The following is a 23,390-nucleotide window of genomic DNA, read 5'->3' as shown; positions in this document are numbered from 1 at the left end:
TGACACTGTTAGATTCGTATAATAACTTATATCTTATACAAGACCAAAGTCATTATGCAATTTTAACAGGAATTCCCAATGAGTTCATTAAATAACATCCCGCCAGTCGGGTTCGGTTTATGGAAAGTAGCACAAGAAGATTGCGCGCAAACGGTGTACCAAGCTATTAAAGCAGGTTACCGCCATCTTGATTGCGCATCAGACTACGGTAACGAAGAACAAGTAGGCGATGGCATTGCTCTAGCAATAAAAGACGGCCTATGTACCCGCGAAGAATTATGGGTAACATCAAAACTATGGAACACCTTTCATGCGCCAGAGCATGTAGAGCTTGCCATTGATAAAACCTTGAGCGATTTAAAGCTCGACTACCTCGACTTATACTTAATTCACTTTCCGATTGCGCAAACGTTTGTACCAATCGAAACACGCTACCCACCAGAGTGGTTTGTAGACCCAGATGCACAAAACCCACAAATGGAGCTGGCAAAAGTGCCGCTACACTTAACGTGGCAAGCAATGGAAGAGCAAGTACATAACAACAAAGCAAAACGCATTGGTGTGTGTAACTACTCAAGCGCACTTATTCACGATTTAATGACCTACGCCACAATTAAACCCGCCATGCTGCAAATTGAGTCGCACCCTTATTTAACGCAAGAGCGACTAGTAAGGCTTGCCAAACAGTACGATATTCCGGTTACGGCGTTTTCGCCGCTCGGTGCACTTTCGTACCTTGAGCTTGAAATGGCCGATCAAACTGAGTCGGTGCTTGAGCAAAGCGTAGTAAAAGCTGCAGCGCAAAATCATGGCAAAACACCAGCACAAGTTGTACTGCGCTGGGGCGTGCAACGCGGCACCGCCATTATTCCTAAAACCTCTAAATTTGAACGCATGAAAGAAAACCTCGCGCTGTTCGACTTTGAATTAACAGAGCAAGAAATGGCGCAAATCTCTGCGCTTAATAGCAACCGCCGTTTTAACGACCCTGGGCACTTTTGTGAAGCTGCCTTTAACCGTTTTCACCCTATTTACGATTAGGATAATAAAATGTCAGCTACCGAACTTAACTATGCCCAAGTGCCTACTCAATTAACGTTTGATGACTCGGTTTTTCCGTGCATTGTAGTTAATAACAATAACGCCAGCACCGTTGAAGAAGCGGTAGCTTTTATTCGCGCTAACAAAAGCGAGTTGGCTAAAAAACTACGCAGCTCAGGCGCTGTATTGTTTAGAGGCTTTCCTATTGATAGCGCCGAAACCTTTGATACATTTTCAGCAGGGTTTGATTACGACAACTTTACGTACCAAGAGTCGCTATCTAACGCGGTACGTATTAACTTTACCGAGCGTGTATTTACCGCTAACGAAGCACCAAAAGATGTTGAAATTTACCTTCATCACGAAATGGCACAAACACCTATTTCGCCAAGTAAGCTGTTCTTTTTTTGTAAATCGGCAGCTGAGGAAGGCGGCGCGACACCGCTTTGCCGCTCAGATAAATTATTTAGCGCTTTAAAGCAGTTTGATAGCCAATTAGCCGATGACTTTGAGCAAAAAGGCTTAAAGTACACCACTTACATGCCCGCAGCCGACGATGCGACATCGGGTCAAGGTCGCAGCTGGAAAAGCACCCTAAGCGTTGAAACCAAAGAAGAAGCACACAGCAAACTTACCGAGCTAGGTTACGAGTGGGAGTGGCTAGAAGATGGCTCTTTAAAAGCAATTACTCCGGTTTTACCTGCGGTAGTTACCCTTGAAAACGGCGTACAGGTTTTTTATAACCAACTTATTGCCGCTTACATGGGCTGGAAAGGCGTTCGCGAAAACCCATCGGTTGCTATTACCTTTGGCGATGGTAGTGCCATTCCTAAACAAGGGCTTGAAAAAATTGTTGAGCTATCAAAAGAATTTACTTTTGATTTAGCGTGGCAAGATGGCGATGTAGCCTTAGTGGATAACGAAATGGCTATGCATGGCCGCCGCCCATTTACTGGCGAGCGTAAACGCCAAGTGCTTGTTGCACTGACAGCAGCTAACGCCTAATGCAAAGCTTAACCGGTGCACTAAAGGTAAAAGTTTCCCCGTTATGGCAAGGGGCCAGCATTGCTGCAATGACTGGTCTTGCTGCCTTATTTTTAAGTGAACACTATGGCGCGCCCGCTATGTTGTTTGCTTTATTATTGGGGATGGCGGTGTCGTTTTTATATCAAAGCGACAGCCCGTGCGCTAAAGGCATAGACTTTACCGGTACCACGGTTTTACGTGTAGGCATTGTTTTACTTGGCACCCGTATAGCGCTGGGCGATTTAATTACACTGGGCTGGCAAACAGCGCTAATGTTAGCTGGCGCTATATTTACCACCATTATTTTAGGGGTTGTACTTGCCCGAGTATTTGGGTTACAAAAACGCTTTGGCGCACTCACCGGTGGCTCAGTTGCTATTTGTGGTGCATCGGCAGCACTAGCTATTTCATCTATTATGCCAAACAGCGAGCATAAAGAGCGCGATACCTTACTTACCGTAATTGGCGTAACGGCCATGTCGACCATTGCAATGATTTTATACCCTATTGTGGTTAACTACCTTGAATTTGATGCACATAACGCCGGGGTATTTTTAGGTGGCACCATACACGATGTAGCCCAAGTAGTGGGTGCCGGTTATTCGGTATCACCCGAAACTGGCGATATAGCAACACTTACCAAACTAGTACGCGTGGCTATGCTGTTGCCTGTAGTACTTATTATGATGGTGGTTATTAATCGCTCAAATAAAGGTAACCATGGCGAGCTGCCAAAAGTACCGGGGTTTTTAATTGGCTTTGTAATTTTAATGATTATAAACAGCACCTTTAACCTACCCGCTATTGTGCTTGAAACCACAAATGAGCTTTCTCGGTTCTTTTTAATTGCCGCCATAGCCGCCATTGGTATGAAAACAAACCTAGGCAAACTCACCGAGGTGGGCCTAAAACCAATAATTATGATTGTTGCCGAAACCATTTGGATAGCACTGTTAATACTTGGCTTTGTATTGTGTAGCTAAGTTGAGTAGCTAAGCATTAAACCTTGAGCGTATTGAGTGGATTGCCTACAATAGCGCATCACTTTTTAATAAAGATTAAAACCATGACCGATTCAACAAAACCAGCATTACCTGATCAGCTTTCTATTAACCCACGTAGCAAGCATTACGTAGAAGAAGTGTTTGAACACGAAATTGGCGTAAGCTTAAATGGCAAAGAACGCTTTGACGTAGAAGAGTACTGCATTAGCGAAGGTTGGATTAAAATTGCCGCGCCTAAAGCGCTAGACCGCCGCGGCCAACCTTTACTTATGAAAGTAAAAGGCACGGTAGACGTATTTTATAAGTAAGGTTTAGCCTACTTAAATAAGCGACTCTCCTGCGAGATGTCGCTTTTTTTATGACTGTAAAAAAGCATTGAGCTTTTTTCATGTTAAAGGTGACGAAGTTTCATTATGAATCTAAAAAAATTATGGTTGAATAGCGCCATATTGTTTAGTTGTATAGAAATCCTTTATGAATAAAGTAACTATTTTAGATGGCGGCATGGGGCGCGAGCTTAAACGCATTGGCGCACCATTTACACAGCCACTGTGGAGTGCACAAGCACTAATAGAAGCCCCACATTTTGTAACGCAGGCTCACCAAGGTTTTATAGATGCCGGTGCTGAAATAATTACCGTTAATAGTTATGCCTGTGTGCCCTTTCATTTAGGTGAAGCACTATACCAAGCTCAAGGCGCAGCCCTTGCGCAGCAAGCAGCCGTTATTGCAAAAGATGTAGCTCAAAAGGCTACACAAAATGTATTAGTAGCAGGTTCATTACCACCCGCATTTGGCTCTTACCGCCCAGAGCTATTTGAGAGCGAACGCGCTTTTACTATTTTAGATACGCTATACAAGGCGCAAGACGAGCACGTAGATGTATGGATTTGCGAAACCATATCGAGTATTGAAGAAGCGCACGTTATGGCAAATGTACTTAAAGGCTCAAACAAGCCATGTTATTACGCATTTACCTTAAATGATGTGGTAAGCGAGCAAGCGACACTTCGCTCTGGTGAGCTGGTAAGTGACGCTGTAGCGGCTTTGCTTGAACAAAATGTTACTGGTATTTTCTTTAACTGCTCAATCCCTGAGGTTATAGAGCAAGCCTTTAGCGATACCAACGCAGTATTAGCTAAACAAAATAAAAGCGTTGTGTTAGGCGCATTTGCTAATGGCTTTACACCTATCGCAAGCGATTACAAAGCTAACGAAGGCTCGCAGGCGTATCGTGATATTTCACCTGCAGAATACCTAGATTTTGCAAAAACGTGGTACAGCCAAGGCGCAAGTGTTATTGGCGGCTGCTGTGGTATAGGCCCAGAATTTATTGAAGTATTAGTAAACTGGAAACAGGAACTTGAAAGCGCTTAAGCTTTTAGTGCTTTTATAAATATTAGGGCTTATTTGCTGTTACCCAATCAAGCCCTTGTATTGCTGTAGTAGGAAATGCAGTTGCATGGTTCGCCCCTTCGATAACAACGCTTTTTAGTTCAATATTGTCACTGCTAAGTGCATTAATTTTTTGCGTTAATTGCTTTGCCCCTGCCACCATATTTTGTCCTTCACCAAAGCGTGGCGTTTCCTTTCCCCCTACCGATATATAAACCTTTGTAGGCACTTTAGGCTTATGTGCTTGTAGCGCTAAAATCGCATTGTTATTAAACCAAACTGATGGGCTGCCAATTATATAATTGTTAAATAAATCGGGCATCGTAAATAAAATAGTCACGCCAAATAAACCGCCTAAAGAGTTACCTATATAAGTTTTTTGTGTGCTACTTGCTCGGTAGTTATTTTCTATATATGGCAGTACAGTATTTTTTAAAAACAGCGCATGGTTTTGCGCGTTACCTGTTTGTTTTTTCCAGCTTTGCGCCTTATTTGGTGTGTAGTCTCTAATTCGGCTGTTAGACCCTCTAGAGCCTTTTTCGTAACTAATGGCCACAATAATAGCCTGCTGTATTTTTCCGCTATTCATAGGAAACCGTGTAGCACCCGCCACAATAGGGAACGTATACGGTGCATCGGTTAAATAAATAACTGGATATATTTTTTCAGGATGCTTTTTATATGACTTAGGGAGCTGAATAAAAACAGGATATACCCGATTGGTCACGGGCTCAGTGAGCTCTATAACGCTGCTTCTAGGGATTTGGTACGGGGTATTTGCGCTTAATTTAAAACACATTAAAGCGCAAAGTAACAGCAGGGATTTTAAAGCAGTATTCATTAACCTAAGCCAAGCATAATAAACCAATATTGGATGGTTACTTTAACTCACTTTTAGCTTTAGGCTATTAAAAAACAAAGTTAAATATTGAAAGACAGTGCTACATGTTAGCTGTTTGTAGCACTAACAACACTAAGCTACCTGATCAGATTCGGTGCCTGAACACGGGCACTTTTCGTCATTATGTTTAAGGCATTGTTGGTAATTAAACCAATGAGCTATAGCAATAAAAGCCGATCCAATTAAAGTAAGCGCTTTTTCGGCCACCTCATGCCCTAGTAATACAGCACATATCATAAAGGCTAGCCCAATAACGCCACAGGCCATATAACGTAAACGTTTATGCTTTTTACAGCCTAAGCTTAATGCCAATAAACTGGTGGGCAATACCGCCGCAAGAATCCATAAATGAAATTGTCCACTATCTATTTGCAGTACAGCAAAGCTTGGCAATAACGCTAAAATAACCGGGGTTGCAAAACAATGTACAGTGCACATTAACGATAATCCAATCGCCATACGATCCATAACACTTTGACTCGACTTCATTACTTCCTCTACTAAATTAGTGCCTCTACTCAAAAGCGTTACTTTTAAGGAGACATTTTAGTAACAACAGTTAATCACTATTGATACATTATAACATTTCTCGCATAATTGATATAACATAACATCTAACAAGGTAGTCAAATGAAACGTAGATCACAATTAGCTGTGCTCATTGCAGCTTTATTACCTGCAAGTGTGCTTGCATCCACAATTGAAGGCGTTGTTCTAAACAACAAAGGTAAAGTAGTTACCAATGCAACAGTAGAGGTTGAAGGTTCAGACCTTAAAGTCACCACCAATGAAAACGGTAAATTTGTAATAACCGAGCTAAACAATGGCTTAAAAGAGCTACATGTTGTGGCGCCAGGTTATGCCCACCTTCATCGCGATATAACAATAACGAATGATGAAAACCAATCGGTTACTTTTAATTTAAAGCGCTCGCCTATTGAAGTTATTGATATTGAAGCAACCCCTATTCATATGTCGGCAATGGAATCTGCGTCGCCTGTTAGTGTTTTATCTGGCGAACAACTAAGACGACAACAAGCTGCAACCCTTGGCGACAGCCTTGAAAAACTTCCAGGCGTTAATACTAACTTTCACGGGAAGGTAGCCAGCACACCTATTATTCGTGGTTTAAGCGGCCCGCGTGTACTTATTACTCAAAATGGCCTTGATGTAAGTGATGTGTCGCGCGTTGGCCCTGATCACTCTGTTGCATCAGAGGCGTCTACCGCACAACAAATTGAAGTATTACGCGGCCCTGCAACACTGTTTTATGGCAGTGGCGCCATTGGTGGCGTAGTAAATGTAGTAGATAACCGCGTACCAACCGACAGCACAACACGCGGCGAGTGGAACCTAGAACATAACTCTGCTGATAACCAAAAAGTGGCCTCGTTTAATGCCACCACAGGCACAGACTCGGTGGCTTTTTACGCCGATGCATTTTGGCGTGAAGCCGATGACTACGAGGTACCTGTAGCTGCCGATATAGATAGCGACGGTGAAGAGCATAGTGGCGATTACAAAGTTGAAAACAGTAATGAAGAGTCTGACGGTTTTACTGTTGGCGCTAGCTATTTAATGGATAACGGCTTTATTGGCTTAGCAGTAGAGCAATTTAATCGTCAATACGGTATTCCGGGTCATACGCACGGCGAGGAAGAAGAGGAAGAACACAACGACGAAGAAGAAAGCGTATTTGCTGATTTAGAGCAAACTAAAGTGCAATTATTAGGTGAGTACAACCTAGATAATAAATGGCTAAACAAAGTTAACCTGCGCGCTGGCCATACCAACTACGAACACGCTGAAATTGAAAGTGGCGCTGTAGGCACCACATTTAAAAACGAAACAAACGAATTACGTATAGACCTACTACATAACCAATTTAACGAGTGGAATGGCGGCATTAGCTTTCATTACAAACAAAGCGATGTTGAAGCTCAAGGTGAAGAGGCCTTTACCCCTCCATCAGAAACCGAAAGCTTTGCTGTAGCGCTAATGGAAGAAAGACACTTTGGTGATTTTTTAGTGCAGTTAGGTGGGCGTATTGAGCGTGTAAAAATTGAAGCAGGCGACGTATTACTGCCCAATATCGACGCTCATGCACATGATGAAGTAGAAGAAATCGACGAGCATGATCACGACCACGAAGAAAGCGCAGAGACCACTCGTGTATTTGACGTAGAGCATGAATTTACGCCAATCAGTTTATCTGCAGGCGTAGTGTGGGATTTTACACCTAACTATAATTTAGGACTTTCTGTATCGCGCTCTGAACGTGCGCCTTCTGCCTCTGAATTGTTATCGTTTGGGCCACACATTGGTACTGGCACTTACGAAGTAGGTGCACTATTTGATTTAGATGAAGACGGCCATTTAGGTTTATCTAGTCAAATAATTGATTTGGAAACAGCCAATAATATCGATTTAACCCTGCGTAAAACCCAAGGTGATGTTGGCTTTATTTTAAATGCCTTTTACAACCAAGTAGATAATTACTATTACCAAATAGACACTGGTTTATTCGCCGAAAGTGGCCACGACCATGGCGATGAAGAAGAAGGCGCTGACGAACACGACCATTCATCAGAACTGCCGGTTTATTTATTTAAAACAGACGACGTAATTTTACACGGGTTTGAAGCGCAAATTGCGTGGCAGTTAACCGATGAATTTAAAGTAGATTTATTCTCAGATTACGTTCGTGCACGCCTTAAAGACGGCGGCGATTTACCCCGTACTCCACCGCTTCGTTTTGGCAGCGAGTTAAGCTATCAAACAGATAAACTCAGTGCACATATTCACGTTACTCGCTATCAAAAGCAAGACCGCACAGCCCCACAAGAAACATCAACTGACGGCTACACATTGGTTGATGCAAGCATCTCTTACGACCTTTCAGTATTAAACCAAGATATGTCTGTGTACCTGCGAGGCACCAACTTAACAGACACAGAAGCACGCGTGCACAGCTCGTTTGTAAAAGATATAGCACCACGTCCAGGACGTAGCTTTGCGCTAGGCATTCGCGGTTATTTTTAAGCGTTAAAAAATTATAATTAAAGGAAATAAACATGAAAAAACTATACAAATTAAAGCTTATTGCACTGGCTATTAGCACTACATTTATTACGGCCTGTGGCGATGCCCAGACCAATATTGTAGAAAAAGATCCTATTGTTGTAGAAGATGAGCACGATCATGACGATGATGATCACGACCATGATGATGGCTACACAATTGATTCATTAGGCAGATTAGCTGTACTGGCAGGCGATAGCAACGAAGCCAGCTTTTATGACCTAGATGACAACGCTTTACTTGAAACATTTACCCTGACGAACGATTCAAACACGCTATCGTCATCACCTGATTTTCGTTATGCCGTTATTGCAAGCCGCGCACAAGATTACTTAGGCTTTATTGATGGTGGTTTATGGCGTGAAGACCATGGCGAGCATTTACACGACTATGAGCAAAGCCCAGCAGCTAGCAGTTATGAGCTAACAAGTGGCAGCCGCCCTACTCATCTTGTAAAACATGACGGCCAATTAGCTGTTTTTTATGATGGTGATGCAGACTCAGGCACGGTTGCCTCTGTTGAAGTATTAACAGATAACGACATAACCAGCGCAACAGCAACGCTACCGGGTATTAGCTACGATATTAATATGCATGGCGTAGCAGAGCCTCGCGGTGAGCATTTATTATCAACACTTCGCCGTGATGACAGCGAAAGCACATCGGTTGCTAAAGTACTGCCAGACCAAGTAGGTGTTTATCATTTTCATGATGGTGAATATGAGCTAGAACAAACCTTAGACCTTACGTGCCCTGATTTACACGGCGCGGCACAAAACCACGACTACGTGGCATTTGGTTGTAGCGATGGTGTGTTATTAGCCCACCAGCACGATGATGAATACGAAGCTGAAAAAATAGCGAACATTGCAGCCGTTGGCGATTTACGCATTGGTAGTATTTATGGCCACGAAAATAGCGAGAGCTTTATTGGCGTAGCATCTGGCCATGGTGGCGGCGAAGCCGTAATTGTAACTATTAACCCAGCAACAGCACAAATGGAAGAACTAGAATGGCAACTAGCCGATGGCGCAAGTGCTGTGTCGTACTCTTTTTCTGCCCATGGCGAGCACTTTTTAATATTAGACAGCTTAGGCTTTTTAAATGTATTTAGTGCACACGACCATGATGGCGAAATGCATTGGGAGCTTGAAGGCCAAGTTGATATTACCGAGCAAGATGTATCAACCATGCCAGAGGGCATGAGCTTTAGCATGACAGTGGCGCAAAATGGTCAGTTTGCTTATGTAGCCGACCCTATTGCTCAGCACGTTGTGCAAGTACACCTTGAAGACTTAGAAATTGAAAGTGAGGTTGAGCTTACTTTTGCTCCTAGTGCAATTACTTGGCTTGGTATTGCGCAAGAGGAAGAAGAAGACGATCACGACCACTAATTTCACTCTTTAAAAAGAGTACTCCCTGAAGGTTGGCGTTTTAATGCCAGCCTTTTTTTATTCACATTTTGTAACAGACCTTTTATCGCAAGTGCATCGCTATTTATAACCTTATTGTTATGATGTAACAGCTATTAATATAGGATGTAATCCCATGAAAAAATTAACAACATTGGCGCTTGCCTTGGCTGCGGTTATTGCACCGAGCGTATCGGCCTATGAAACTAAAGACACTCGCTTACTACGCTTTCCTGATATTCATAACCAAAACGTGACCTTTGTTTACAGCGGCGATATTTATATTGCTAATACACAAACCGGCGAAAGCAAACGCTTAACCGACCATATTGGTTTTGAAACATTTCCTAAGTTTTCTCCTGATGGTAAGCGCATTGCGTTTTCGGCTGAGTATAACGGCAGCCGCCAAGTATATGTGATCAACAGCGATGGTTCAGGCCTAAAGCAGCTTACATACTACAACGATGTTGGCCCAATGCCGCCGCGTGGTGGTTTTGATTACCGCGTTTTAGATTGGACCGCCGATGGTAAAAATGTGGTGTTTAGAGCAAACCGCACACCATGGGGCAAACGTATGGGTCGCCCTTATATGGTCCCTGCCGACGGTGGCCTTGAGCAGCCTTTAGCCATTCCAGAAACTGGCGGCGGTATGCTCTCACCTGATGGTAGCAAGTATGTTTACACACCCATTGACCGTGAGTTTCGTACCTGGAAACGCACCCGTGGCGGCCGTGCGCAAGACGTATGGATTTACGATTTAGAAAATAACACTTCAGAGCAACTTACCACTAACCGTGCAACCGACCAGCAACCTACCTGGGTTGGCGACAATATTTATTTTGTATCTGATCGTGATTACACACTAAACCTTTACCAATATCGCAAAGGCAGTGAGCCTAAAAAGCTCACTAATTATAAAAACTTTGACGTACTTTGGCCCTCAGCAGGGCCTAATGCGATTGTGTTCGAAAACGGCGGTTACTTATATCGCTTTGACGCAAAAACACAAAAAAGCACTAAGCTGAGCATTAACATTGCAGGTGTGCGCCAATACGCTATGCCTTACAGCAAAAATGTAAGCGACTTTATTGATTCTATGTCGATTTCTCACGATGGCAAACGTGCTGTATTTACAGCCCGTGGCGAGCTATTTAGTGTACCTGTTAAACAAGGCCCTACGCGTAACTTATCGTATACAGATAAGAGCCGTGAAATAGACGCAAGCTGGTCGCCAAATGGCCGTTACATTGCTTACATGAGCGATGAAAGCGGCGAGTACGAAATTTACTTAAAAGATCGCAGTAAAAATAATGCCATTAAACAACTCACTAGTAATGGCACTATTTGGCGCTTTACGCCTATTTGGTCACCCGATAGCACTAAGCTGTTGTTTGCAGATAAAAACCACACACTTTGGTGGTTAGATGCAAAATCGGGCAAGCAACACAAAATTGATACCGGCATTTACGACGAAGACGGCATTACTCAATATACGTGGTCGCCTAACAGCCAAGACATTGTGTATGTTAAAAATAACGAAAACCGTTATGCCTCACTGTGGCACTATAACCTTAAAAAAGAAAAGGTGACGCGCCTAACAGACGAAATGAGTAACGAGCAAAACCCAACCTTTTCGCCAGATGGCCAATACCTTTACTTTAGCTCTGAGCGCGACTTTAACCTTGCGTTTAGCAGTTACGAGTTTGACTACATGTTTAACCGCGCCACCCGTATTTATGCGGCTGCAGTAAACGACAGTGTTAAACCGCTTATTGCCTTACAAAGTGACGAAACCACGATTGTAAAAGATAAAGAAGACGAAAAAGAAGACGACAAAAAAGTTAAAAACGCACTGCAAAGCAGCGACTTTATGCAGCGTGTTACCGCACTTAACGCGCCTGCGGGCGATTACCGTGGCTTAACCGCAGTAAAAGACGGCGTGCTTACACTTGCCAATGGCGGATTACAACTTATAGGCACCGAACACGATAGCGAGCTAGAAACCGTGGCTAAAGGCGTTAGCCATTACACTATATCGAGCAATAGCGAGCACCTGCTTGTACATACAAGCGGCGGTTACAGCTTAATTGAGCCTAAACCCAAGCAAGACTTAGACGCCAACAAGCTCGATTTAAGTAAAATGACACTTAAAATTAACCCGCAAGCTGAGTGGCAACAAATGTACGTAGAAGGCTGGCGCACACTGCGTGACTGGTTCTACGACGAAAACCATCACGGTCAAGATTGGGATGCTATTTTAGCTAAATACCAGCCTATGGCTGATGCCATTAGCCATCGTAGCGACCTTGATTATATACTGAGTGAAATTGCTGGCGAAATTAACTCAGGCCATATTTACGTGCAATCGGGTGATATGCCAAAAGCCGAGCGTAAAAACCACGGTTTATTAGGCGCTAAGCTTGCAAGCGATCCATCGGGTTATGTAAAAATAGAGCAAATCTTTAAAGGTGAAAACTGGCATGACGATTTCCGCTCACCGCTGGGCACCACAGGCGTAAAAGCAAATAACGGCGATTACATAATTGCGGTAAATGGCCGCTCGGTTAAAGACGTGGCTAACTTTTACGAACTCCTTGAAAACACCCAAGGCGAGCAAGTAGAGCTGGTGCTAAACAGTAAACCGCGTAGTAAAGGCGCGTGGCAAGTAACTGTAAAACCGGTAGCCAGTGAGCAAGGCCTACGTTATTTAGACTGGGTTAACTCGCGTGCAGCCTACGTTAATAAGCTATCAAACGGGCGTATTGGCTACGTGCACCTGCCAAATACAGCGTATGAAGGTAACCGCGCCATGTTTAAAAATTACATGCCGCAAACAACCAAAGACGCCATGATTATTGATGACCGTTACAATGGCGGTGGCTATATTCCTGAGCACATGATCACCTGGCTTGCACGTAAACCACTTAACTATTGGAAACGCCGAGGCACAGAGCCGACCAAAACGCCACAGTTTGCGCACGACGGTCCTAAAGCAATGCTAATAAACGGCTATTCAAGCTCAGGCGGTGACGCAATTCCATACTACTTCCGCCAAGCGGGTTTAGGTAAGCTAATTGGTACGCGTACATGGGGTGGCTTAATTGGTATTTCTGGCAACCCTGCTCTTGTAGATGGCGGGCAAGTAATTGCTGCTACATTCCGTATTTTAGATACTCAAGGTAACTGGATTATAGAAAACGAAGGCGTTGCACCTGATATTAAAGTGGTTGATCGCCCAGAGCTTATTTATAAAGGCCAAGATCCATCAATAGAACGTGCTGTACAAGAGTTATTAAAGGAGCTTAAAGAAAACCCTAAGCAACCTTTAGTAGTGCCACCAGCACCGTCTAAGTTTTAATTTGCTGCATAGCTAAACAATCTAATACCAATAAAAAAAACCCTGCATAATTTGCAGGGTTTTTATTAATTCGAGTTTAATAACTTATATGTATTAAGGCTTATCTTTTTCTCCAGCCGCTCCATACGTCATCTTCTTGGTTGGATTTTTTCTTCTTTTTCTTACCTGTGCCTTCAGGCTTTGCCATTGGCTTTTCGTTTTTAAGTGCTTGTGCTGCATCAAGGTTTGCTTGGTTTACCGCAAAACCCGTTACTTCTTCACGCTCTAAACGAAGTTTGTTTTTTTTCTCGATTATTTTAAAGTGATGAAAGTCTTCATAATCAATTAACGATAACGCTAGGCCAACTTCACCGGCACGCCCGCTTCGGCCAATACGGTGCATGTAATCAGCGGGGCTGCGCGGTAAGTTAAAGTTAATAACAACAGGCAGTTTGGCAATATCTAAACCTCGGGCTGCTATATCGGTGGCTATAAGTACTTCTATTTCGCCCGCTTTAAATTTTTCTATTACGCGAGTACGCTCACTTTGGCCTTTATCACCATGAAATACCTGTGCGTTAATACCACGCTTTTCAAGCTTACCTGCTAAGTGCTCACAGTCTTTTTTAGCGTTTACAAAAATAAGCGCTTGGCGCCATTTATGCGCTTTAATTAAATGCGCTAAAACCGTGGTTTTTTCGCCTTTATTAACCGTAAATACGCGCTGTACTAAGGTACTTTCGTCTTTACTTTGAACTTGTATTTCAACAGGGTTGGTTAACAGCTCTTGCGTTAATTGTGTGACTTGCTCTGGGAAGGTTGCTGAAAACAACATAGTTTGTTTTTTAGCAGGCATAAGCGCTAATAACTCAGCAAGCTCTTCGGTAAAGCCAAGGCTTAACATGCGGTCGGCTTCATCAAGCACAAGTGTATTTAGTTTATCGAGCTTAATAGCATTGCTTGAGATTAAATCGAGCAAGCGCCCTGGCGTTGCTACAATAATATCGGCGCCGCCGCGTAGAGCCTGCATTTGTGTATTAACCGACACACCACCAAATACCGCCACCGTTTTAATGGCGCCATTAAAGTTTGCAGAGTACGATTTAACACTATCGGCCACCTGCGTTGCAAGCTCGCGCGTAGGTACCAAAATAAGCCCAGTGACAAAATTACCTTTGCTCGCTGCTTTTTTAGCGCCTTGCTCTAAAAATAACTTTTGTAGCATTGGTAAAGCAAACGTCGCTGTTTTACCTGAGCCAGTATTTGCCCCTGCAATTAAATCGCTACCAGCCAGTACACTTGGAATCGCCTTAGCTTGAATTGGCGTAGGTTGGCTGTATTCCAAATCGGTTAAACGAGCTTGTAGCTCTGGAATAAGGCCAAGATCGTTAAAGGCACTAGGGCTTGTTGCTGAGGTCATGAATATTACGGGCTCATTGCTAAAAAAGTAGCCTGTAATTTTACCGTATTTAGCGCTTATTAAGTAGGACTTAGTGATTTAAATGTGGTTTAAGTAATGGCTGCAAGCGTCGAGCTACAAGCTTCGAGGAAATTTGACTGTCACCGTGAGCACTCCAAACTTAAAGAGGCTTTCATAAAAAGCCAACAACTAAGTTAGCAATATTATTAGTTCTTGCTAAGTTCTGCTTGTAACCTAGCTTTTGTTTCTCTTAAATAATTTATATAAGGATATGAGTCATTTGTAATGGCTAAAGCAGACTCCATCTGTTCAAGCGCTTGACGAGTATCACCTTGCATTTCATAGCCATAAGATAAGGCTGAAAACGCATCGACTGATTTTGGGTGGTTTTTTATATTGTACTTAAACACCTCAATAGCACGGGAAAATTGCTTGCTGCCCGTTAGGTCATAACCAAGTGATCTAACAGCGCGATCCGGTGGCGCAATCTGCTCCCCCCATTGCTGAGATAACTTTTTATAATAAACATCAATAGACTCTATATCATCGCTTAAAGCACTCATAGGCATTTGTTTAGGCAAAAATAAGTTGTGATAGGCATTAAATGAACCAGCAACCGAAGTCAGGTTATGCGAGACACTATCAAACGCGTCACTTAAGAAGCGTAAATTTGGCAAGCTATTAGATTGCAAAGCTTGCTGAAGTTCATTGTATCGCTCACGCATTATGCCTGCTTCTTCGCCTATATTAATGTAAACATAGTTATTTAGGTTTTTTGATTTATTAATAAAGGTCTTAGTTGCTTTTACCGGTGCGCCATAGTTCCACCAAACCGCAGGGCTGTAAGCAATGTGTGCTTGGAAAAGCTCAGGGTTAGCTTGCATTGTATAAAGTGCAAACACGCCTGCTGCAGAGGCCCCTGCGATCACATTATAATTATGCGTACGATAACTTTTATTAATCAAGGGCATAAGCTCTTGCTCAATAAATGCTAAAAACTTTGCTGCACCACCGCCTTCACCTACCGGGCCTTGTGGTTCTTTATTCACTGTAGGGTAAAAATCTCTGAGTCGATTAGTGTTTTCAATAGCGACAATAATAACCTCAGGCGCACGATTATCATTTTGTAAACGCTCCATCACTGCACTTATAAGTGGTATGTTACCCGCGCCATCAAGGCGATAAATGACCGGATAAACTTTGTTTGGATTAGCTTGATAACTCTTTGGAAGCTGGACTACAACTGTGCGCTCTTCGTTTAAAACGGCTGAATTAATAGTATGTGTTTGTTGCGTATAGCTAATGGTTTGCTGTTTTAAATCAGGCTCTGCAAGTGTGCTACTAGAATAAAATATAAATAAACTACATATAAAAACAGCGGTAAATATACGCATGACTAATCCTTTTGAAAATAGTGTGTTATTTAATCTAACAGGCTTTAAGGTACAAAAAAAGGCGCATTAAGCGCCTTTTTATCTTTAACAGGTAATTACCAACCTTTTGATTTTACTCAACAGTAACCGATTTAGCTAAGTTACGTGGTTGGTCAACGTCAGTGCCTTTAATTACCGCTACGTAGTACGACAGTAACTGTAATGGCAATGTGTAAACAATTGGCGCAATAATGTCGTCAGTGTGGTTTACGTTGATTACACGCATTGTGTCGTCTGACTCAAAGTGTGAATCTTTATCTGCGAATACGTAAATAATGCCGCCACGTGCGCGTACTTCTTCTACGTTTGATTTAAGCTTTTCTAATAGCTCATTGTTTGGTGCTACAACAATAATTGGCATGTCGGCATCTATAAGCGCAAGTGGCCCATGTTTTAGTTCGCCCGCTGCGTAGGCTTCTGCGTGAATGTACGAAATCTCTTTAAGTTTAAGCGCACCTTCCATTGCGATTGGGTATTGCGAGCCACGACCTAAAAATAGTGAGTGATGTTTATCGGCAAACTCTTCTGCAAGGTCTGCAATACCATCAGCAAGCAGTAATGTTTCTTCAAGCTTAGCAGGTAGTACTTTTATAGCATCTACAATAGCACTTTGATCAAGCTGCTTTTCTTGCGCTATAGACGCAGTAAGCATTAACAAACCAACTAATTGTGTTGTAAATGCTTTAGTAGAAGCTACACCAATTTCAGCACCGGCTTTGGTCATAAAGGCTAGATCTGATTCGCGCACAAGCGATGAACCGGGTACGTTACAAATGGTCATTGAGGCCATGTAACCTTGCTCTTTAGCTAGGCGTAATGCCGCTAGCGTATCGGCAGTTTCACCCGATTGTGAAATAGTAACAAGTAGGCTGTTTTCGTGTACATACGATTGGCGGTATCTAAACTCAGAGGCAATCTCAACATTACAGCTAACGCCAGCAAATTGCTCAAGCCAGTAACGTGCAACCATACCTGAATGGTATGACGTACCACAGGCAATAATTTGTACGTGTTTTACATCTTTAAATATTTGCTGAGCGCTGTCGCCAAAGGCATCAATTGCTACACGGTCGTCGTTTAAACGCCCTTCAAGAGTATTACGTACAGCAAGTGGTTGCTCGTAAATTTCTTTTAGCATGTAGTGGCGGTAATCACCTTTGCCTGATGCGTCTTGCGTAATGTTTGATTCAATCACTTCACGCTCTACAGCGTCGCCATTTTCATCAAAAATTTCTACTGTATCACGCGTAATGCGGGCTACGTCGCCTTCTTCTAAAAAGATAAAGCTACGGGTAACTGGTAGTAGTGCTAACTGATCAGAGGCAATAAAGTTTTCGCCAAGGCCTAAACCTATAACAAGTGGGCTACCTGAGCGCGCTACAATGATTTCGTTGTCGTTTGCTTTATCAAATACAACTGTACCAAATGCACCTTCAAATTGCTTAACCGCTGCTTGAACAGATGCAAGTAACGTAGTGTGTTGCTTACGAAGCTTATGAATTAAGTGCACCATTACTTCGGTATCGGTTTCAGATAAGAACTCGTAGCCTTCTTCTTTAAGCGATGCGCGTAGGCTTGCGTGGTTTTCAATAATACCGTTATGCACAAGTGCTAGCTGGTTATTTGATACATGCGGGTGAGCGTTTTCTTCAGTAACGCTACCGTGTGTTGCCCAGCGTGTGTGTGCAATACCTGTATGACCGCTAACGCCGGCTTTCTCAAGTGCGGCTTCTACGTTTACTACTTTACCGACTGCTTTTACAGTATTTAGCGTAGAGCCTTCTAATAGCGCTACACCTGCAGAGTCGTAGCCACGGTATTCAAGACGTTTAAGACCTTCAACTAATATTCTGTTTACTGGACGTTCTGCAACTGCCCCAACTATTCCACACATAGTGTCTCCATTAATTTTTTAATTCTAGTAACTCACTTTGTAGTTACTAATCAATAACCTCTGCACAAATTAGTTTTACACCACACGCCTCAATCGCTTTGCGTTTATCCTCTGCTAAGCCAGTATCGGTTATTAATGTGGTTACTACTTTCCACGGTAATTCTAAATTTGGTATTTTTCGGCCAATCTTATCTGATTCAACCATAACGATTACTTCACGGGCGGCCTTTGCCATAACTTGGCTTAAACCGACTAACTCATTAAAGGTAGTAGTGCCGCGTTTTACATCTATGCCGTCAGCACCAATAAATAGCTGATCAAAGTCATAAGAGCATAATACGTTTTCGGCAACTTGCCCCTGAAACGACTCAGAATGCGGATCCCATGTTCCGCCAGTCATTAAAAGTGTTGGCTCGTTTTCAAGTGATAGTAAACGGCTCGCCACTTTAATCGCGTTGGTCATTACAACTAACCCGCGCTTATTTGCAAGCTCTGGAATCATGGCGGCCGTAGTGCGCCCGCTATCAATAATAATGCGGTTATGATCTTTTATAAGTGAGGCTGCCGCTTTTGCTATTGCTACTTTGCGCTTAGAGTCTATTTCGTCGCTAACAATTTCTTTAGGCAGTGCAATAGCACCACCGTAACGGCGCAGTAATAAGCCACTTTTTTCAAGCGCGGTTAAATCTTTACGAATGGTTACTTCAGATGTTTGAAACTGCTCCGCAAGCTTTTCAACAGCTACTTCACCAAGCTCATTTACCTGAGTGAGTATTAAATGACGGCGTTGCTGGGTGTTTCGTTTGGTCATAAAGCTCGTATATTAAGTTTCGTTTCGAAAGATGTGCAAGTTTAAACGAAACAAGTTAAATGGCAAGTGAACGAGTAAAAAAAGCGCAATGTGCGCTTTTTAATTTAACAGTATGTAGATGTGGTGAAACATTCTAGCTTGCTCAATGAGCTAGAAACTAGATTACTGAGCACGCTATTATTTTTTAGTTCAAATATGGGTATGTTAAAAACTCACTACCTAAAATATATAAACTCCAAGAATCACGCTCATCTTTTTGAATTAGTACATCGTGGTAATTATTCGAGATTTGTGGACTCTCCCAAATAACTTGATTTGATAACTTATCCACTAGGCTAATTGTTTTTTCTATAGAGTACTGCGCCAAATAGTTACGGCCATAAACGCCACCTATAGCCTCATCGAGGATTTTCTCTTTGTGGTAAATTGTAAAGCCCTTAGTTTGTTGCCCATCCAAAATTTCTAATGCTTTCGTTTTCGTATCTAATACTATTAAACCACCTTCCTCATCGAAACTACCAAAAGTACGATAATCAATTATTAGCTCTAGTTGAGGATCTGAATCTAGCTGGATAGCGTGTACATGCGCTACATGGCTTGTTGATTCTTGTAAGAAATCTAAAGGAACAGGCCAATTGCTACTGTCAATTGAAATGGGTGATAAGCTAGGGTTTTCGTAAAAAGCTATACCTAAATCGTAATAACCTATTATTATTTTTGACATCTCTTCAGACGGCAAGTAAGGAAAGAAGACTCTTGATACGACTTCACCTGTTTGTTTTACAATTGTGAAATATCTAGTACCACTTTTAAAACTCAAGTGTGTTTCGGACTCTGTAAAAGAAAAATCATACGAATTAGAAAAAGTCACTTCTAAAACGCTAGTTTGCCAAATTACACTGGTTGAACCTATATTGCGTTTAACAATAAATGTCTCGTTATTGATTTGAGTTAATGAATACTCAATTTGATTTTCATTATCTTGCGTTAACAGCATCTCTCCAGTGAAAGTAACAGGTGCATTATTGTGCGTTATCTGAGCCGAACGGCCAAAATCTGAAACGCTAACCGTATCATTAACAGCACCAACTATATGAAGATTAGGAAGTTGACCTTGAGGCACTGATGAATATTCAAGCTGCCATCGCCCATTCTCATAGCTAAAGCTTTGCATCGTATATTCTTCGTATAAATAACTTCCTTCTAAACTATCTGTTTTGCTTACTAATAAAGACTGTACTCCATCATTATCAAAATCAACAGCTCCTATTACTCTCCCAAAGGGGTTTTCATCAATAGATACAGAGAACAGTTGCCACTGCTGATCAAAGTAATGAAGCTCTTTTGAATTAGAAAAGTAAACATGACTATAGGGACTATCTACCTCAAGGCCGATTGAAATTCCATCATGGAAATTAGTCTCAAACTTTTCAATACTAACCTGCAGTTCACCATCTTCCCACCAAATTAGTTCACTATAGTGATCGGAGGCTTTATACCTAGTTACACGACAATTACCACCACTGGTAAACGCCTTAAATTCATATTCAGAGTATGGCTCTATCAGGTATTTGTTCTGTTTGACATCAAATATATTTCCCCTATCAATTAACTCTTTAAAGCCGTCATTATTCAAATCACAAACTTGAATCAAGCTATTTGAATAATTAAGTGAAAGGTCCGGCGCAACAATAAGCTTAGTGATAGAAAGATCATTCCCATTAATAAGATAACTATCATATGAATGACCCGCCGAAAGGAGGATATCTTCAATATCATCGCCGTTGTAATCAAATACCATAGAGTTATAATTCTCAGCCGAAACATCATCTATGAGCAAACTACTCGAGTCCTCATTACTTAAAAATATTTGATGTTTAGCTGCCTCTTGGTTGTAAGTAATACTGAGCCAATTTAGTTGCGTCCCTGACTGATTAAGAAATGCACCTACATGCTCAGCATTTAAAGGTAAGGGAGGTATCCATTTATTGTATTCTAGAAACCCTGTCTCACTGAGATTTAAGACATAATCATCATTACTGCGTAATACACCCCTTTTATTGTTCGAAAGCTTAATTGAAGCTACACCGGATGTTGAGTTGTTCAAATAACCAACTGAGTGATTATCTACGCCACCACGTGAGTGAAGGTTGATTTGATGCTTAGCTCTTGTTTGAGTATCAGAGTTTGATATATCAACAGCAAAATTTACCTTTAAATTACTACCAAAGTCAGGCGCGTTGCTTAACCAATTAACCTCTCCTTGCTCTGAAATCGAGATATTACTAGGCCCATAAGCTATTTTGTACTCAAAAGGACCATCGACTTCATCATTAGACAAATTAATAATGGCTGTATAGTGTTCACCTAATTCTATTTCATCATATGCAGTAATATAAGAAACAATTGCAGGGAGTTTTTCTAATTTGAACTCATGCTCTGCAGTATTTTCTGCGCCACTTGGGTCTACAACTGTTAACGAAATACGATAAAGACCAGGTAGATCTCCAAGAAATTCTATTTTACTCCCTGTGCTAATCTGCCAGCTAGCATTTTCAGGAAAAGCTGTTAATTTCCACTCATAACCTAATGGTTCTAAATCAGGGTCTTTGGACTGCGATGCATCAAGTGTAATTATAGAGTTTCTTCTAATTGAGTCAGGGGCTAAAATATCAGCCCTAGGAACAGAGTTGACTTCATTGTTATAAACATCGTCTAGATCTGCTAAATAAAACTCTAGTGGTATAAACTCATTAGTTAAACGTATGCTCGAAATGTCATTGCCCTTAAGCTCAGCTAAAGCAGTATTTTGTGATACAAAGCTGTATTGCGCACCAACAATCGGAGGCAACGCTATATCATTATTGGGATAGAATTTGTCCGTTTTTACTGTTAACTTTCCTAAATCACTAAAATAAATATCACCATTAAAACCAATTCCATATCCAATATTAGTTGCATCTAAAACTGCATCAAGCCTTACATCCGAAAATAGAATATCATGCGAGCTTTCGTCTGAACCTTTGAATAGGATATTTACAATAGCGCTACTGTCACTATTTTCCTCTTCGCTACTAGCAATAGCAAAACCTTCTGTTGAGTAGACAACACCGAGCACTTCGTTACTAATTGTTAAATTGGGTACTATTCCATATTCAAGAACAAATTCAGCGTTAGAGCTTTCGATATAAATATCAGATTGCCCATTAAAAACCCACCCAGCAGCAGAGCAATTGTTATAAGTAATTATATAGTGCTGATTAGCCTCTTCCTCTTTCATTACAGTAGAGCCTGTAACACAACCGAAATGATCAGATTGATTACTTAGCACTGGGTCGTGGAGAAATAGATTTTGATAATCCTCACCAAATACAATGGAATTAAGACTATCTAGTAAATATGAGTACTGAGTAGTTAGTTGAGTTACATTACTTGCTGTTATTTCGAATAAAGATGTTTCACCGTTATAAATAGGCGTATTTTGATAGTCAGGCTTAACAAATTCAGCTTTTCCTGAAGAGCCAGAATCATTATTAACTGGTTTACTCGTATCACCACCCCCTCCCCCACAACCACTTAAAAGAGTTATTAAACATAGTACTTGGATTGATTTATTAATTTTCATCACTTGCTCCCTGTTACATTAATTTTACATCATTATCTTTTTTTTAAAAGCTTTAAAATAAAATCTAGTATTGATCATGGAGCTTCTTCACCTCGGCCTTAGTATAAAAGTTACAACATCATCTCAGTAAACATATATAACCATGCGATAATACCTAGAACAGTAATTGGACACCCAATAAAGAGCGAAATTAATGCAGCCATTTAATAGCTTAAACAAAGAGCTTTTAGCCCTACGTAAACAAACAGGCGAAATATGCCGACTCTTCAATAAAAGCCCGAGTAAAGGTAATTTAAAACGCATTAAAGAGCTATTCGCTCAATGTGGTGAAGGCGTAATTATAGAATCTGGTTTTCATTGCGATTATGGTAATCAAATAGCTATTGGTGATCGTAGCTTCATAAACATTAACTGTACGGTATTAGATGCCCCAATTAGTGAAGGAGCTATCAGCATTGGTGATGACTGCTTAATTGGCCCTAATGTTCAGCTATTGACTGTATCCCATGCTGTTAACCCTACACAGCGACTGAATAAAGAAAACTTTGCTGCTCCTATTACAATAGACAACAACGTGTGGATTGGCGCAGGTGCAATTATTTTAGCGGGCGTATGCATTGGGGATAACAGTGTTATTGGTGCGGGATCTGTAGTTACTAAAAATGTAGAGGCGGATACTGTTGTTGCTGGTAATCCAGCTCGTGAGATAAGAACCCTATAATTCTAATCGATGTTTTTTTGCGTCGGGAGTCGCTGCTTTACTCGCCCAACCTACGTGATAGGTTTAAAAGTGAATTCATTACGAGTGCTTTTTTCACTTTCCTGTGGACGTAAAAAAGCCCGGCTCTTTCGAGTCGGGCTTTCTTGTATTTGGAGCCTGGCGATGTCGTAGTGCCCACAGCGGTAGAGAGTCACATAGCAAATGCTACACTATCGTTGCCCCGGCTCGCCTTCGAGCTGTTTTACTTCTCTGATGAGTTAGCCATGGGTCTGGCTATTTATTAAATCCC

Annotated in this window: 16 protein-coding genes; 9 read left to right on the top strand and 7 right to left on the bottom strand. The window is 41.7% G+C overall.

Going from position 1 to position 23,390, the window contains the following annotated elements; all coding sequences use genetic code 11:
• The first annotated feature begins 78 nt into the window (after window positions 1–78).
• From NQT65_RS16335 to NQT65_RS16315, 5 genes are all read left to right on the top strand, one after another.
• Window positions 79–1,041, top strand: a complete 963-nt coding sequence (locus NQT65_RS16335) for an aldo/keto reductase (RefSeq protein ID WP_256851566.1) — start codon at window positions 79–81, stop codon at window positions 1,039–1,041.
• 9 nt (window positions 1,042–1,050) lie between these two features.
• Entirely contained in the window at window positions 1,051–2,046 is a 996-nt protein-coding gene (locus NQT65_RS16330) for a TauD/TfdA family dioxygenase (RefSeq protein ID WP_256851565.1), read from the top strand.
• On the top strand, window positions 2,046–3,050 hold the full coding sequence (locus NQT65_RS16325; RefSeq protein ID WP_024034013.1) for a YeiH family protein: 1,005 nt from the start codon (window positions 2,046–2,048) through the stop codon (window positions 3,048–3,050). The genes NQT65_RS16330 and NQT65_RS16325 overlap by 1 nt, the downstream gene beginning before the upstream one ends.
• A gap of 83 nt (window positions 3,051–3,133) precedes the next feature.
• Window positions 3,134–3,379 carry a DUF3297 family protein gene (locus NQT65_RS16320; RefSeq protein WP_024034014.1) on the top strand — a complete coding sequence of 82 codons (246 nt, stop codon included), beginning with the start codon at window positions 3,134–3,136 and terminating at the stop codon, window positions 3,377–3,379.
• A gap of 166 nt (window positions 3,380–3,545) precedes the next feature.
• The gene (locus NQT65_RS16315; protein WP_256851564.1) at window positions 3,546–4,448 is read left to right on the top strand and encodes a homocysteine S-methyltransferase family protein; all 903 of its coding nucleotides are present in this window, start codon (window positions 3,546–3,548) and stop codon (window positions 4,446–4,448) included.
• Between the two features lie 22 nt (window positions 4,449–4,470).
• Here the strand turns inward: NQT65_RS16315 and NQT65_RS16310 are convergent, their stop codons facing one another.
• Together NQT65_RS16310 and NQT65_RS16305 are read right to left on the bottom strand one after the other, a co-directional pair.
• Window positions 4,471–5,307 carry an alpha/beta hydrolase gene (locus NQT65_RS16310; protein ID WP_256851563.1) on the bottom strand — a complete coding sequence of 279 codons (837 nt, stop codon included), beginning with the start codon at window positions 5,305–5,307 and terminating at the stop codon, window positions 4,471–4,473.
• Between the two features lie 132 nt (window positions 5,308–5,439).
• Entirely contained in the window at window positions 5,440–5,856 is a 417-nt protein-coding gene (locus tag NQT65_RS16305; protein ID WP_256851562.1) for a MerC domain-containing protein, read from the bottom strand.
• A 141-nt stretch (window positions 5,857–5,997) separates the two neighbouring features.
• Between NQT65_RS16305 and NQT65_RS16300 the strand changes: the two genes are divergently transcribed.
• The 3 genes from NQT65_RS16300 (at window position 5,998) to NQT65_RS16290 (ending at window position 13,218) form a co-directional block, all read left to right on the top strand.
• The gene (locus tag NQT65_RS16300; protein WP_256851561.1) at window positions 5,998–8,409 is read left to right on the top strand and encodes a TonB-dependent receptor; all 2,412 of its coding nucleotides are present in this window, start codon (window positions 5,998–6,000) and stop codon (window positions 8,407–8,409) included.
• A 32-nt stretch (window positions 8,410–8,441) separates the two neighbouring features.
• Complete coding sequence (locus NQT65_RS16295) at window positions 8,442–9,842, top strand: 5-methyltetrahydrofolate--homocysteine methyltransferase (RefSeq protein WP_256851560.1); 1,401 nt, start codon at window positions 8,442–8,444, stop codon at window positions 9,840–9,842.
• A 154-nt stretch (window positions 9,843–9,996) separates the two neighbouring features.
• Window positions 9,997–13,218 carry a S41 family peptidase gene (locus tag NQT65_RS16290; RefSeq protein WP_256851559.1) on the top strand — a complete coding sequence of 1,074 codons (3,222 nt, stop codon included), beginning with the start codon at window positions 9,997–9,999 and terminating at the stop codon, window positions 13,216–13,218.
• Between the two features lie 100 nt (window positions 13,219–13,318).
• Here the strand turns inward: NQT65_RS16290 and NQT65_RS16285 are convergent, their stop codons facing one another.
• The 5 genes from NQT65_RS16285 to NQT65_RS16265 form a co-directional block, all read right to left on the bottom strand.
• A complete protein-coding gene (locus NQT65_RS16285; RefSeq protein ID WP_256851558.1) occupies window positions 13,319–14,617 on the bottom strand; it encodes a DEAD/DEAH box helicase in 1,299 nt (432 codons plus the stop codon).
• Window positions 14,618–14,823: 206 nt separating this feature from the next.
• On the bottom strand, window positions 14,824–16,011 hold the full coding sequence (locus tag NQT65_RS16280) for an alpha/beta hydrolase-fold protein (protein WP_256851557.1): 1,188 nt from the start codon (window positions 16,009–16,011) through the stop codon (window positions 14,824–14,826).
• 112 nt (window positions 16,012–16,123) lie between these two features.
• Window positions 16,124–17,944: a glutamine--fructose-6-phosphate transaminase (isomerizing) gene (gene glmS, locus NQT65_RS16275; RefSeq protein WP_256851556.1), complete on the bottom strand. Its 1,821-nt coding sequence runs from the start codon at window positions 17,942–17,944 to the stop codon at window positions 16,124–16,126.
• A 46-nt stretch (window positions 17,945–17,990) separates the two neighbouring features.
• Window positions 17,991–18,755, bottom strand: coding sequence for a DeoR/GlpR family DNA-binding transcription regulator (locus NQT65_RS16270; protein ID WP_256851555.1), 765 nt, complete (start codon window positions 18,753–18,755; stop codon window positions 17,991–17,993).
• A gap of 184 nt (window positions 18,756–18,939) precedes the next feature.
• Window positions 18,940–22,380 carry a PKD domain-containing protein gene (locus NQT65_RS16265; protein ID WP_256851554.1) on the bottom strand — a complete coding sequence of 1,147 codons (3,441 nt, stop codon included), beginning with the start codon at window positions 22,378–22,380 and terminating at the stop codon, window positions 18,940–18,942.
• Between the two features lie 193 nt (window positions 22,381–22,573).
• Between NQT65_RS16265 and NQT65_RS16260 the strand changes: the two genes are divergently transcribed.
• Entirely contained in the window at window positions 22,574–23,101 is a 528-nt protein-coding gene (locus NQT65_RS16260; protein ID WP_126008676.1) for a sugar O-acetyltransferase, read from the top strand.
• Window positions 23,102–23,390 lie beyond the last annotated feature (289 nt).

The sequence above is a fragment of the Pseudoalteromonas agarivorans genome (assembly GCF_024518735.1).
In the GTDB taxonomy this organism is placed as follows: Bacteria; Pseudomonadota; Gammaproteobacteria; order Enterobacterales; family Alteromonadaceae; genus Pseudoalteromonas; species Pseudoalteromonas atlantica.
This window is presented reverse-complemented; position numbering and strand designations above follow the sequence as displayed.

Bases quoted from the DNA above. Each gene is read 5' to 3' on its own strand.
- NQT65_RS16335 (WP_256851566.1), top strand. From the start codon at position 79: ATGAGTTCATTAAATAACATCCCGCCAGTCGGGTTCGGTTTATGGAAA.
- NQT65_RS16330 (WP_256851565.1), top strand. From the start codon at position 1,051: ATGTCAGCTACCGAACTTAACTATGCCCAAGTGCCTACTCAATTAACG.
- NQT65_RS16325 (WP_024034013.1), top strand. From the start codon at position 2,046: ATGCAAAGCTTAACCGGTGCACTAAAGGTAAAAGTTTCCCCGTTATGG.
- NQT65_RS16320 (WP_024034014.1), top strand. From the start codon at position 3,134: ATGACCGATTCAACAAAACCAGCATTACCTGATCAGCTTTCTATTAAC.
- NQT65_RS16315 (WP_256851564.1), top strand. From the start codon at position 3,546: ATGAATAAAGTAACTATTTTAGATGGCGGCATGGGGCGCGAGCTTAAA.
- NQT65_RS16310 (WP_256851563.1), bottom strand. From the start codon at position 5,307: ATGAATACTGCTTTAAAATCCCTGCTGTTACTTTGCGCTTTAATGTGT.
- NQT65_RS16305 (WP_256851562.1), bottom strand. From the start codon at position 5,856: ATGAAGTCGAGTCAAAGTGTTATGGATCGTATGGCGATTGGATTATCG.
- NQT65_RS16300 (WP_256851561.1), top strand. From the start codon at position 5,998: ATGAAACGTAGATCACAATTAGCTGTGCTCATTGCAGCTTTATTACCT.
- NQT65_RS16295 (WP_256851560.1), top strand. From the start codon at position 8,442: ATGAAAAAACTATACAAATTAAAGCTTATTGCACTGGCTATTAGCACT.
- NQT65_RS16290 (WP_256851559.1), top strand. From the start codon at position 9,997: ATGAAAAAATTAACAACATTGGCGCTTGCCTTGGCTGCGGTTATTGCA.
- NQT65_RS16285 (WP_256851558.1), bottom strand. From the start codon at position 14,617: ATGACCTCAGCAACAAGCCCTAGTGCCTTTAACGATCTTGGCCTTATT.
- NQT65_RS16280 (WP_256851557.1), bottom strand. From the start codon at position 16,011: ATGCGTATATTTACCGCTGTTTTTATATGTAGTTTATTTATATTTTAT.
- glmS (WP_256851556.1), bottom strand. From the start codon at position 17,944: ATGTGTGGAATAGTTGGGGCAGTTGCAGAACGTCCAGTAAACAGAATA.
- NQT65_RS16270 (WP_256851555.1), bottom strand. From the start codon at position 18,755: ATGACCAAACGAAACACCCAGCAACGCCGTCATTTAATACTCACTCAG.
- NQT65_RS16265 (WP_256851554.1), bottom strand. From the start codon at position 22,380: ATGAAAATTAATAAATCAATCCAAGTACTATGTTTAATAACTCTTTTA.
- NQT65_RS16260 (WP_126008676.1), top strand. From the start codon at position 22,574: ATGCAGCCATTTAATAGCTTAAACAAAGAGCTTTTAGCCCTACGTAAA.